General features: G+C 43.6%; 14 protein-coding genes. 5 read left to right on the top strand and 9 right to left on the bottom strand.

Features of this window, described 5'->3' with window-relative positions; genetic code table 11:
• Positions 1-116: 116 nt before the first annotated feature.
• Positions 117-1,052: a bifunctional metallophosphatase/5'-nucleotidase gene (locus IEY13_RS24805; RefSeq protein ID WP_188957448.1), complete on the bottom strand. Its 936-nt coding sequence runs from the start codon at positions 1,050-1,052 to the stop codon at positions 117-119.
• Entirely contained in the window at positions 1,042-1,788 is a 747-nt protein-coding gene (locus tag IEY13_RS24810; RefSeq protein ID WP_188957450.1) for a 5'-nucleotidase C-terminal domain-containing protein, read from the bottom strand. The genes IEY13_RS24805 and IEY13_RS24810 overlap by 11 nt, the downstream gene beginning before the upstream one ends.
• A gap of 115 nt (positions 1,789-1,903) precedes the next feature.
• Here IEY13_RS24810 and IEY13_RS24815 point away from each other — a divergent pair, with 115 nt between their 5' ends.
• The 3 genes from IEY13_RS24815 (at position 1,904) to IEY13_RS24825 (ending at position 4,878) form a co-directional block, all read left to right on the top strand.
• Positions 1,904-2,272, top strand: a complete 369-nt coding sequence (locus tag IEY13_RS24815; RefSeq protein WP_188957452.1) for a DUF3127 domain-containing protein — start codon at positions 1,904-1,906, stop codon at positions 2,270-2,272.
• A gap of 282 nt (positions 2,273-2,554) precedes the next feature.
• Positions 2,555-3,124 carry an outer membrane beta-barrel protein gene (locus IEY13_RS24820; RefSeq protein ID WP_188957454.1) on the top strand — a complete coding sequence of 190 codons (570 nt, stop codon included), beginning with the start codon at positions 2,555-2,557 and terminating at the stop codon, positions 3,122-3,124.
• A 122-nt stretch (positions 3,125-3,246) separates the two neighbouring features.
• The gene (locus tag IEY13_RS24825; protein WP_188957456.1) at positions 3,247-4,878 is read left to right on the top strand and encodes an NAD(P)/FAD-dependent oxidoreductase; all 1,632 of its coding nucleotides are present in this window, start codon (positions 3,247-3,249) and stop codon (positions 4,876-4,878) included.
• Here IEY13_RS24825 and IEY13_RS24830 read toward each other — a convergent pair.
• Complete coding sequence (locus IEY13_RS24830) at positions 4,850-5,836, bottom strand: zinc dependent phospholipase C family protein (RefSeq protein ID WP_188957458.1); 987 nt, start codon at positions 5,834-5,836, stop codon at positions 4,850-4,852. The two genes, IEY13_RS24825 and IEY13_RS24830, sit on opposite strands and share 29 nt — an antisense overlap.
• 115 nt (positions 5,837-5,951) lie before the next feature.
• On the opposite strand from IEY13_RS24830, the gene IEY13_RS24835 reads away from it, so the two are divergent.
• Together IEY13_RS24835 and IEY13_RS24840 are read left to right on the top strand one after the other, a co-directional pair.
• Positions 5,952-6,890 carry an ABC transporter ATP-binding protein gene (locus tag IEY13_RS24835; RefSeq protein WP_188957465.1) on the top strand — a complete coding sequence of 313 codons (939 nt, stop codon included), beginning with the start codon at positions 5,952-5,954 and terminating at the stop codon, positions 6,888-6,890.
• Positions 6,891-6,916: 26 nt separating this feature from the next.
• The gene (locus IEY13_RS24840; RefSeq protein WP_188957467.1) at positions 6,917-8,242 is read left to right on the top strand and encodes an ABC transporter permease; all 1,326 of its coding nucleotides are present in this window, start codon (positions 6,917-6,919) and stop codon (positions 8,240-8,242) included.
• A gap of 93 nt (positions 8,243-8,335) precedes the next feature.
• Here IEY13_RS24840 and IEY13_RS24845 read toward each other — a convergent pair whose 3' ends face one another.
• From IEY13_RS24845 to IEY13_RS24870, 6 genes are all read right to left on the bottom strand, one after another.
• Positions 8,336-8,668, bottom strand: a complete 333-nt coding sequence (locus tag IEY13_RS24845) for a DUF5694 domain-containing protein (protein ID WP_188957469.1) — start codon at positions 8,666-8,668, stop codon at positions 8,336-8,338.
• A 4-nt stretch (positions 8,669-8,672) separates the two neighbouring features.
• Positions 8,673-8,987 (bottom strand): hypothetical protein, encoded by a 315-nt coding sequence (locus IEY13_RS24850; protein ID WP_188957471.1) that lies wholly within the window; start codon positions 8,985-8,987, stop codon positions 8,673-8,675.
• Between the two features lie 108 nt (positions 8,988-9,095).
• Positions 9,096-9,980: a DUF5777 family beta-barrel protein gene (locus tag IEY13_RS24855; RefSeq protein ID WP_188957473.1), complete on the bottom strand. Its 885-nt coding sequence runs from the start codon at positions 9,978-9,980 to the stop codon at positions 9,096-9,098.
• Positions 9,981-9,987: 7 nt separating this feature from the next.
• Positions 9,988-10,530: a YceI family protein gene (locus tag IEY13_RS24860; protein WP_188957475.1), complete on the bottom strand. Its 543-nt coding sequence runs from the start codon at positions 10,528-10,530 to the stop codon at positions 9,988-9,990.
• A gap of 24 nt (positions 10,531-10,554) precedes the next feature.
• Entirely contained in the window at positions 10,555-10,974 is a 420-nt protein-coding gene (locus IEY13_RS24865; RefSeq protein ID WP_188957477.1) for a c-type cytochrome, read from the bottom strand.
• Between the two features lie 27 nt (positions 10,975-11,001).
• Entirely contained in the window at positions 11,002-11,424 is a 423-nt protein-coding gene (locus IEY13_RS24870; protein ID WP_188957479.1) for an OB-fold protein, read from the bottom strand.

An 11,424-nucleotide genomic window follows, 5' to 3' on the forward strand; every position in this document is an offset into this window, starting at 1 on the left:
ATGATTTAAGAATGTGATTCCTGATGAAACGAGCCCGGATTTTTACTCACAAATGTTGATAAAAATGTTTGGAGCAGACGGCGAATGTCAACCTTTTATGTTGAAAAAAAAATTTTTTAGTCACTAGGTTTTTTCCCAATAGCAACAGTATTGGCATTTACCAAATTTTTATTTTTCTCAGCAGAAAAAACATAGTCCAAACGCCCTAGCTGTAAGCCCGCCCAGCCAACCTGGTTAACGATTACATCGCTGCTACGTTTATTTTTGTAAGTGCGTGGAACATCAAAAAAACGATGGGTATGACCGCCGATAATCAGGTCTATATCATAAGATTCCTTCGCAAGAATTTCATCGCTCAATCTGTTATCCTCATACTTATCCCCAAGGTGAGATAAACATATCACCATATCACATCCCTCCTTCTTCTTTAACAGGTCTGCAGTAGCATTAGCTGCTACCACCGGATCATTATATTTTGTATTGCCGAATAAGTTATCCGGCACCAGTCCTTTTAATTCTATCCCTATACCTAACACCCCTATTTTAACGCCGCCCTTTTTAAATACTTTGTAAGGCTGCGATTTTCCTTCCATAGGTGTTTGGGTAAAATCGTAGTTGCATAAAAGAACAGGAAAAGAAGCGTGACGTAACTGATTGGCAAAATTTTCCAGCCCGGCATCAAAATCGTGGTTACCCATGGTAACGGCATCATATTGCATGCGGCTCATGGCTTTTATTTCCGGCTCCCCTTTATATACATTAAAGTAAGGGGTTCCCTGGAATATATCTCCGGCATCCAGCAACAGAACTTCGCTGGTTTTTGTTCGTATATCATGTATAAGAGAAGCACGTGCGGCCACGCCACCCTGCCCCTGCACTTTACTGCCGTCCATAGGAAAAGGATCCAGACGGCTATGTACATCATTAGTATGTAAAATAGTAACGGCATGCGTGGTAGCCGCATGCACAAAACCGGGTAGCATAGAGGAAGCCATAACGGCGCCACCGGCAAGCATAGATTTTCTCAAAAATTCCCTACGGTCAGTTAACATAAGTAACCCTGTTTTCTAGCACAGCGCTTACCGGTTTGCCTGCACGGGTAAGCTCCTGTATGTATTCGATGAGTGCGTCTCTGTATAAATACCCTTTTGTTTCCTGCGGAATTGGTTTCAGCATTTGTGCCTCATCGCCTCCGTTAGCTACATAATCAGAATTTGCTATAGTATAAGTAGCGTTATCATCCAGCGGCTTATTACCTACCAAAATGCCTGCCGCCTGCTTATTCGTAATCTGCATTTGTATACCCGAAACAGGCCAACCTCCTTTAGAGGCAACCAGATTCAGAAATTCACGCAGCACATTTCCTTTTACCTGTTGTAATACAATCAGATTATCAAACGGCATTAGCATATATATATTGCCAAGGACTAAATTTCCTTCCGGTAAATCTGCCCGTATACCGTAATAATTCACAAACCCCGCATCTACTGTTTTATTAAATCTCCGGGAAGCCATCACACGCATGCAGTCAGCCATAAAATTTCCCAACTCACTTTCAGGCATCTTCTTCGCCAGGCTTTTTGTAGTAAAGCCGATTGTTTTTCCCATAGCGCGGTTCACACTATCTCTGTAAGGCAACAGCAGTTGCTGTACGCCCGTATCCGGCACATAGGTTTTATTAATTTCGTAATCTTTATATTCCAGCTTAACAGCATGCTTTTTAGCAGTACAGGCAGCAAGCAAACACACAAGCATCACAACGCAAGGTACATAACGTGTCTTTTTCATAAAGATTACGGAGTGATTTTGAAGGTACACTTTTTTGAAATGGACGCGGAGTTTTTTTTATGTGCGGAGTAAAATAAAATTGCGCTTATTTTGGGCTGAAAAAATACACACCTATATGTCATACGAAGCTACCGGCAAATTAGTTGCCAAATTTGATATTGTGCAACGGACGGAGACTTTCAAAACACGGGAATTTGTAATTGAGAAAACAGAGGACATTAACGGACGGGCGGTAACCAACTATCTTAAATTTCAATGCGTACAGGATAAAACCTCACTTCCAGACCGTTTTGCTATGGGCGAAGAAGTGAAAGTAATGTTCAACATCAAAGGCACTAAATGGGTGAAAGATGGCAGAGAAAATTTTATTACCAACCTGGACGCCTGGAGAATGGAGAGCGTTAAGATGGCACAGCAAGGGGCAGAAAACACACAATATTCAGACATGCCTCCCCAGGATGTAGTGGATGACCTTCCTTTCTAGTCCGGGATGTTCCACAGATAACTTTCAGAAGAATTTTATAAAGACAGCATTTACGTATTTATCTTTTTCAGTTTAACTGAGTATAACTACTCTACCTCATGAAAAAGAACTATATGTAACTGCTGCTTTTTTATGCGCTGCCATTAAACATCCTCACTATAAAATACAGCATTACTATTACCACGCTGATGCCTGTGAATTACCCCCCTGATTTATACGTGAAAAACCACTGCACAACATCGTGCTTTTTCCTCTTTCTTTGCGCCCACTAAATTTAAACCCATGAAAAGAGTTTTAGTACTCGCTTCGATTTTGCTGACTACTGCCGTAGCTAACGCACAAATTAAACAAGGCCAGTTTATGGCTGGTGGTAACGCAGGTTTCTCATCTGAAAAAGTAAGAGACAACAAAACAACCAGTTGGAATATTTCCCCTGCTGTTGGCTATTTTGTTGTTGACAAACTGGCTGTTGGTATTGAAGCCAATTACATGCATGAAAAGTATACCTGGAAATCAGCGTCTGGTCCGGTAGTTATTGAAGGTGAAGACAAGTCAAGAAGATTAGGCTTTGCCCCGTTTGTAAGATACTACTTCCTGCCTGCTGCGCAGAAAGTAAACGTATTTGCACATGGCGCTTACGGCTTCGGAAGCACCAAAAGCAACGATAATGATTCTGAAAGCTTTAGCTTTTACCGCTTTGCAGCCGGTCCTGCATTCTTCTTAAGTCCTAGCGTTGCACTGGAAGCAAACGTGTTCTATATGTCTTACAAAGACAAGAACGATGCAGACAGAACCAACTCATTTGGCTTACAGGTAGGTTTTCAGATTCACCTGGGCAAAGGCAAAAAATAATAAGCCTGCATAAGGATATCTCAGCCGCTGTTTCCTGCCAGGAAACAGCGGCTTTGTTTTACCTCCTTTTTTAATGCTATTTTTGCAGGCTATTACACATTTTAGGATAGAAACCTGACTGTATGCAACAAAAGATAGCTTTACGCCTGCTGCCACAGGAAGCAGCAGAGGATACATTAATACGCCGCGCTATAGCCAATGCCGCTGCGCAACCGGAAAAAAGCATTACCGGCTTTCACCGCCTGAAACAATCTATTGATGCCCGTGGCAAACAGGCATGGATAAACCTTACGGTTCAGGCTTTTATTAGCGAGCCTTTTACTGAGCGGGAAGCTATTTATCCCGAATACAAAGATGTTACCCACGCTACACATAAAGTAATAGTAGTAGGCGCAGGACCTGCCGGACTGTACGCCGCCCTTCGCTTATTAGAAAGCGGCATTAAACCCATTGTACTGGAAAGAGGCAAAGATGTACGTGCCCGCAGGCGCGATCTGGCTCAGCTGAATAAAGAAGGCATTGTAAACCCCGAAAGTAATTATTGCTTTGGCGAAGGTGGTGCCGGAACTTATAGCGATGGAAAGTTATATACCCGTAGCAATAAACGCGGCAGTATTGATAAAGCCCTTTCTGTATTTACCCGCTTTGGCGCAGAAGAAAGCATTTTGTACGATGCGCATCCACACATTGGAACAAACAAACTTCCACAGATTATAACTGCCATGCGTGAGCAGGTGTTAGCCAGTGGCGGCGAGTTTTATTTTGAACAGAAAGTAACCGGCCTGCAGATACATAATAACACGATTACGGGTGTTACAACGTTGCAGGGCGGCACCTTTACAGGTGATGCTGTAATACTGGCCATGGGCCATTCTGCACGGGATATTTTTGAATTACTGCACCAAAACCAGATACTCATTGAAGCCAAACCCTTTGCATTAGGGGTTCGTGCAGAGCACCCTCAGATAATTATTGATGCAGCACAATATCACTGCCCAATACCTGTAACGGTTACAAAAAGCACAGTTGTACGTCCGGAGCTTTTACCACCTGCCTCTTACAGTTTGGTAGAGCAGGTAGATGGGCGTGGCGTATTTAGTTTTTGTATGTGCCCCGGCGGTATTATTGCACCCGCTGCCACCAATCCGGAAGAGTTGGTGGTAAACGGCTGGAGCCCCAGCAAACGTAATAACCCCACAGCCAACAGCGGCATGGTGGTGCAGGTGGAAATTGCAGATGCCGTAAAGTATTTCAAAAACCAGCCAGACAAAGGCAAACACCTGAACGAAAATGATCCACTGCTGATGATGCGTTTTCAGGAACACATAGAACGGAAGGCTTATCAGGTTGGTGGCGGCGGCTTTGTAGCGCCTGCCCAACGCATGGTAGACTTTTGCAACAATAAAATAGCCACCACGCTGCCCGAATGCAGTTATGTACCCGGTGTGGTAAGCACCGATTTACACCAGGTACTCCCCTCCTTTGTAATGCGCAGTTTGCAGCAGGGCTTTAAAAACTTTGGAAAAAAAATGCGGGGATATTATACCAATGAGGCTATTGTAGTGGCTACTGAAAGCCGCACCTCATCACCCGTGCGTATTCCGCGTGATGCAGAAACACTACAGCACCCGCAAATTGCCCGTTTGTATCCCTGCGGCGAAGGCGCAGGTTATGCAGGCGGCATTGTGAGTGCTGCTATGGATGGAGAAAAAGTGGCTGCTGTTATCAGCGCGGTTTTATCAGACTGTCTTTAACCAGTGTGTTGTTACGGAATGAAGTAAGTGCACGCTGTAATGATTGTTGTTTAGCCTCTGACAGCTTACCGCCATACAAAGCAGACAAGTCGGGCTTACCCGCATCCACCCAGGCAGTATACCAGAAGTCTGCCACCAGGTTGGCAGATGCAATAGCCTGCCCGTTAATAGTATTTTTTAACTCCGCTGCATAGGCTTTGGCAAACTCAGTTGTATAACTTTTGTATTCTTTGCCCTTACGTGTTTGTGTACGGTATTTTGTTTCCGGCGTAAAGCGTGCTGTTATCTCTTTTTCTTTTCCAAATACATCGGGCAATAAAGCATTGGCCTTTCTGATTGCTTTCCAGATGGCTTTGGCAGGGTTGTTCAGATAAGTGGCTTTGTGTTTAGTGCTGAGGTTGTAATTACTGATTTCAATTTCCGGAACCACGCTTTCCCAAAGGCTATGCAGTCCTTTCTGATCAGTTAACTGACCATCGTAGTTAATACTGGTGTGCAGCGGCACATGCGCATCTTCCACATAGTGCCCCAGATCGGCAGCATAGAATAAAATACTGTCTTTATTTCCCGCCTTAAAAGCAGCTGTTAAACAGTCTTTCATATATAATACATGATAGGGCACATAACCATACTCCAGCAGCGTGTCTTTGGAATATTTAGCAACTGCTTCCTCCCAGGTCATAGGCATGTTATAAGCTGCATTGGGGCCATACGCCTCCAGATCAATAAAATGCTTAGGCCCTTCGGTGCTGTCTTCATTCCGGCGCACATCTGCTCTGGGAGCGTTGTATTGCAGATAATCGTTGTTGTTATAAAAGAATTCCTGCATAGTACCCGGCAGTTCGTATACTGCCAGCTGGTGAGCGGTTTTGTGAATTAAAAATCCCCAGCTGCCTGCTGTAATGGTAATAACGGCCAGCCCCAGCACTACGGCTGAACGCCTGAAAATTGATCTCATGTGGATGAACGGTTTTTCGAAACCACGAAAATATCATAAACTGCGGCCTGCACTGTAATATTTCGGCCAATTCAGCTACTTATAGTACAATCTTAACATAAACACGTGAGACTATATGCCATTACTTGAACTCCAACATCTGAAAAAGTACTACGCCACGCAAAAAGCGGTAGATGATATCAGCTTCAACATTGAAGCGGGCAGCATTTTCGGTCTGCTCGGTCCTAACGGCGCCGGTAAAACCACGCTGCTGCGTATGATAACCGGTATTTTTTTCCCGGATGAAGGCACTATTACGTTTGACGGGAGAAAATTTGATGCCCTGAACGATATACGCCACATAGGCTACATGCCCGAAGAACGCGGCTTGTATAAAAAAATGAAAATTGGCGAACAGGCACTTTACCTGGCGCAACTGAAAGGCTTAAGCCGCAGCGAAGCCACCGAAAAAATAAAGCACTGGTTTGTAAAGCTGGAAATGGAAAGCTGGTGGAATAAAAAGGTAGAAGACCTGAGCAAGGGTATGAGCCAGAAGTTACAGTTTGTAACCACGGTATTACATGAACCCAAACTGATTATTCTGGATGAACCTTTCAGCGGTCTGGACCCGGTAAACGCCAATCTGATTAAAGATGAAATATTCGGTCTGGCACAAAGAGGCGCTACTATTATATTCAGTACCCACCGTATGGAGCAGGTTGAAGAAATATGCGACCATATTGTACTGGTAAACAAGGGCCGTAAAATACTGGATGGCACGGTACAAAAGATAAAGCAGGACTTTAAAGAAAACCTGTTTCACCTTCAGGTACAACAACTGCCGGCAGCATTAAACAGCGCTGCTTTTAATGTAGTTAGCGCCAAAGAAAATAAACTAACCCTTCAGATAAACGAAGGTTACCGGAGTAACGATTTGTTACAGCATTTTATTCAGCAGGGTATTACCATTGAATCTTTTCATGAAATACTGCCCACGCTGAACGAAATTTTTATACGTGAAGTAGAAGGCACCAAAGATGCCGTAACAAGAGCCTTTCAGCCCGTTAACTCCTAATTCAAAACACCTTAACAAAAACAGGTATGAGCAAAACGCTTATTATTATAAAAAGAGAATATCTCACCCGTGTAAGCAACAAAACATTTTTGCTTACCACCATTCTTACCCCCTTGCTGTTTGTAGTGCTGATTGCCGGAACTACTTATCTTTCCATTAAAGGCAAAGAAACCCTTTCTGTAGCAGTAGCTGACAGCAACGGATTTTTTAAAAACAATCTGAAAAGTGGCAAAAGTGTAAAGTTTGATTTTCCGGATGGCGTTGATACCACCAACTACCTTGCAAAAGGCTACTCCGCTATACTATTAATACCCAAAGTGGATAGCAATTCAAAAACCAACTACATTATCCGTTCTAAAAAAGGCATAGGCATTGCTGCTAAAAGCAGTATTGAAGACCGTGTTAACAGCGCCATTGAGGACCATATGCTACAGATGGCTGGAGTAAAAAGAGACGCGCTGGACTCTATACATAATGAAGCACAGCAGGGACAACTGATTTCTCTGCAGGAAAAAGGAGACAGTGCCACAGAAAGCAACCAGGGCTTAGCTTACGGTATTGGTTATGCCAGCGGCTTTTTGATTTATATAACCATGTTTATTTACGGCATTATGCTGATGCGCGGGGTAATGGAAGAAAAAACTAACCGTATAGCAGAAGTGGTTATCAGCAGCGTAAAGCCTTTTCAACTGATGCTGGGCAAAATTATAGGAATAGGTGCTGTAGGCCTTACTCAGTTTTTATTGTGGGTAGTGCTGATTATAGTATTGTATAATGGCGCACAGATGTTTATTTCGCCCGAAACCATGCAGCAGGTGCAGGCCATGCAGCAAGGTGGAGGTATGTCAGCCAACAGTGCACAGGCCAGCGAAGCAGCGCAGAAAATATATCAGTTTAAGCACCTGATGAATACCGCCAACTGGTTTACCATTATCGGCTGTTTTATATTCTATTTCATAGGTGGTTACCTGTTTTACGCATCACTGTTTGCAGCTGCCGGTAGCGCTGTGGAAGATGTACAAAACTCGCAGAGCTTAACCATGCCTATTACGATGCCTATCATATTCTCGTTCATTATTATGACAACGGCTATCAATAACCCCGATAGTTCCGTAGCAGTATGGGCAAGCATTATACCTTTCAGCTCACCCATAGTAATGATGGCAAGGGTAGCCTATGGTGTACCAGGCACAGTACCTTATTGGCAGCTGATACTCAGCATGGCATCACTGGTAATTGGTTTTCTGTTCACCACCTGGGTGGCTGGAAAAATTTACCGCACAGGCATATTGATGTACGGTAAAAAAACTACCTGGAAAGAAATGATTAAATGGGCCTTTGCGAAGTATTAACTATACCAGCAACCAGGTATTATTATAAAAAGAGGCTGTCTCAAAGCGAGCAGCCTCTTTTTATTGTATGGAATCTCTTTTCGCAATGGAAGCTTACTTCAATACGCTTTTAAGTTCCACCACATCGAAGTTATCATTGCTTTCTAAAAGATGTTTTAGTATAGGAATGTGTCCTTGCCCAAAGATCAGAATAACATATTTGTCCGATGGCTCAACCTGATTGATAATGTTTGAATAAATAGCAAGATTCCTCAAATACCAATCTGCTACAGCCTCTGCACCTGCATAATTTTTACCCGCTCCAATCTTAGCCATAAATTTCAGATAGAGAGATAGATTTCTCCTTAATTGTTCGGGTTGGTTGATGTATTTCAAAACTTCGGCTATGGTGCCTTTTATCAATTTACCATCAAAATCTTTTATCATTCCATTACCGCACCTGCGTTCTACCCAATACCAGATAGCGCACAATTAAATGTGCAAGGCCGGAAAGGGCAAATGCCGTAACTAAAATAAGCAAGCGCTTGCCTGCGGTATCAAACAAATCCAGCACCGCATATTCACCTTTACCGGCATACAATGCCGCTATAAAAAAAACAATGCCGCCCGTTATCCAAAGGGTAATGTGCGACCATAAATATATTGTCTTGTGAAAAGCCCCTTTGCTGAAGGAGGCAATAAGTAATGCTACATGCGCTACAAAAAAAAGAATAGCAGCAACAGACAAGCTCGTTAGTAATGTCATATCATTGGTTTTTGCAGAATGAATATAACATGCTCCGGGCAAATCCGCTGCTGCATGGCAGGTATAAAAACTACATAAAACTATTCGCCATATATTACGGTCTGAAAACTACCGCTTACTCCAGTTAAAGTTGCGGGTAATATTGAACCCGAAATAAATATCTCCGTTGCCCCATGTGCCTGTGGTTTTAGTAAGGTAATAAGGCCCTGTCATTCCTCTTGAGTTAGAAAAAACCAGTTGAAATACGTGTCCGCCTGTTTCTATATCCCAGCCAAAGGATAGCGAACGGCTTACATCTGTAGATACAACCTGATTATTAAACAGGTAATTATACTCAGCTGTTATAGCCATTCTGCGGGTAATTTTATACCGGCCGCCGGCACTGAGTGTAAATACATCGTTTTTATCCTGCGGCGTAGGCACCAGGTTAATATGGGTAAAAGCGGGTGCCAGCAGTAACGACAGGTTACTATTGAATTTGCGTGCTAACAGCAGCTGAGCAGTATAACTGGTACGGAAACGGGCATTGAGGTAAGGTTTATCGCTATAGCGCTGCGTAAAATGGGTAACAAGTCCGTAAGCACTTAACGACACAGGCATACCAGTAGTGGACTGCTGTAAAACCTTATATTTTAACGAGCCATCAAAAGTTTTGTCGTAAGAGCTTCTTCCCACACCTACAGATAACCGGTTGGTAATGCCGTAATCCAACCCGAATCTTATTTCCGCGTTATCCAGGCCAAACAAGGCGTAAGCCCCATCGTTCAGTTTACCAAAGCGGTGCATAATCATAAACTGCAGATTCTTTCTGGCGGGAGACTCTGTAGTAGGCAGATTTACCAGCTGTGTGGCTTTAAAGGTACCGGTAACAGCATAGTGGTTATGCTGAACATCCATAGAATCATTCAGCAGCTTCAGTAAACTGCTGTCCTGTGCACCTGCATGGGTAGCTGATACAAGCAGCAACACTACATATACAAAAATTCTTTTCATACACATTCTATTTTAAGGGCGTACCGGCAATGGATACCTGTACCGTAATCTGCTGTGCTATTTTATCTTTTACAACAGAAGGAATTTCAATTTTGTAATCAGCAGGTTTTACAGAAAAAGAAGCGGTGCCAGATAAACTTCCGCTCTGCACTTCCAGCACGGCTGGTATGGTTACCGGCTGGGTAACACCATGCAGGGTAAGCTTACCTTCTATTTGTACCGGATACTTGCCGGGCTTGTTTTCTACCGCACCGGTAAAGCTGCCGTTGAAAGTAGCTTTGGGAAACTTGTCGCTTTCTACATAGTTCTCGTTAAAATGATCCTGCATCAGTTGCTTATCAAATAAAAACCCACGCATAAGCAGGGAGAAAGCCACTGTTTTTTTAGAAAGATCAATAGCGGCAAAAACCTGCTTGTTGGTGGCCTTAATATCTTCCAGTGAAGTTTTGGAATAGAAACTGATCTGGCCGTTTCTGGTAACATAGGTTTGTGCAGATGCGGTAGCCAGCATACCTGCAACCATTGCCAGCAAAAGGATATACTTTTTCATAGTATCGGGTAATTATAGTTTAGCTTAATTATTCAATGCACCACGGGCTATCCAGCCTCTGATTTTATTAATATCGCAGTCAGACAGCTTTGCACCTCCGCGGGGCATAGGCGAGTAACCACTGGCATGGGTAATAGTACCAATAAGGTTACCATTGTTTACCTGCGCTTTTACACCGTTATAGCTATCCAGCGTTACACCGCCCGAGCCGGCACCATTGCCATGGCAACTATAACAGTTTGCCTGCAGTATAGGCCTTACGTTAGCAGCATACTGCATATTGGCTGTGTCGCAACCGTTACCGGAACCAGGATTTCCGCCGGTTCCGGTAGTGTCAGTATTTCCCCCTTGACCAACGGTTGCTTCATTACTTTTTGAACAGGACAGCATAAGCATAGCACAGCCCAGCATAGCTGCAGGCAGCCATACGATTAACTTTTTCATAACTATCATCAATTTTTTGTCAGGAAACTATTTGCGATTTACAAACACAGCATCTACCAGGTTTACATCCATCAGATAACCGGTACACCGGCCTTTTATTTTAACCGGCTGACCTACCAGCAGGTTATCTGCCTGCTGCCCGGAAGCAAGGCTACAATTAATACCACCACCCATATCGTTTTTAGCAGCCAGAATAACAGAAGCCCCTTGCTGGCCTGGCTGTACCAAAGCCACCACACCAGACACTTCCACCACTTTATTACCAAAAAGCTGATTGGCCTGCTGCTCGTTACCGGCAAAATGGCTGTACAGCGAATCTGCTGTAATACTGGTATCAGCCTGTAATGCGTTTACCCCGCTGCGTGGTTTGTTGTACAGGTAAAAGCCCCATGCCGCTGCTAACAGACATAGCACTGCCCCTGCAATAATCAGTTGCTTTTTCCGCTTCAT

This window comes from Filimonas zeae (genome assembly GCF_014641615.1).
In the GTDB taxonomy this organism is placed as follows: domain Bacteria; phylum Bacteroidota; class Bacteroidia; order Chitinophagales; family Chitinophagaceae; genus Filimonas; species Filimonas zeae.

Coding starts and splice junctions, on each gene's coding strand:
- IEY13_RS24870 (WP_188957479.1), bottom strand. CDS start 11,424: ATGAAGCGGAAAAAGCAACTGATTATTGCAGGGGCAGTGCTATGTCTG.
- IEY13_RS24855 (WP_188957473.1), bottom strand. CDS start 9,980: ATGAAAAGAATTTTTGTATATGTAGTGTTGCTGCTTGTATCAGCTACC.
- IEY13_RS24835 (WP_188957465.1), top strand. CDS start 5,952: ATGCCATTACTTGAACTCCAACATCTGAAAAAGTACTACGCCACGCAA.
- IEY13_RS24830 (WP_188957458.1), bottom strand. CDS start 5,836: ATGAGATCAATTTTCAGGCGTTCAGCCGTAGTGCTGGGGCTGGCCGTT.
- IEY13_RS24850 (WP_188957471.1), bottom strand. CDS start 8,987: ATGACATTACTAACGAGCTTGTCTGTTGCTGCTATTCTTTTTTTTGTA.
- IEY13_RS24860 (WP_188957475.1), bottom strand. CDS start 10,530: ATGAAAAAGTATATCCTTTTGCTGGCAATGGTTGCAGGTATGCTGGCT.
- IEY13_RS24840 (WP_188957467.1), top strand. CDS start 6,917: ATGAGCAAAACGCTTATTATTATAAAAAGAGAATATCTCACCCGTGTA.
- IEY13_RS24825 (WP_188957456.1), top strand. CDS start 3,247: ATGCAACAAAAGATAGCTTTACGCCTGCTGCCACAGGAAGCAGCAGAG.
- IEY13_RS24865 (WP_188957477.1), bottom strand. CDS start 10,974: ATGAAAAAGTTAATCGTATGGCTGCCTGCAGCTATGCTGGGCTGTGCT.
- IEY13_RS24815 (WP_188957452.1), top strand. CDS start 1,904: ATGTCATACGAAGCTACCGGCAAATTAGTTGCCAAATTTGATATTGTG.
- IEY13_RS24820 (WP_188957454.1), top strand. CDS start 2,555: ATGAAAAGAGTTTTAGTACTCGCTTCGATTTTGCTGACTACTGCCGTA.
- IEY13_RS24845 (WP_188957469.1), bottom strand. CDS start 8,668: ATGATAAAAGATTTTGATGGTAAATTGATAAAAGGCACCATAGCCGAA.
- IEY13_RS24810 (WP_188957450.1), bottom strand. CDS start 1,788: ATGAAAAAGACACGTTATGTACCTTGCGTTGTGATGCTTGTGTGTTTG.
- IEY13_RS24805 (WP_188957448.1), bottom strand. CDS start 1,052: ATGTTAACTGACCGTAGGGAATTTTTGAGAAAATCTATGCTTGCCGGT.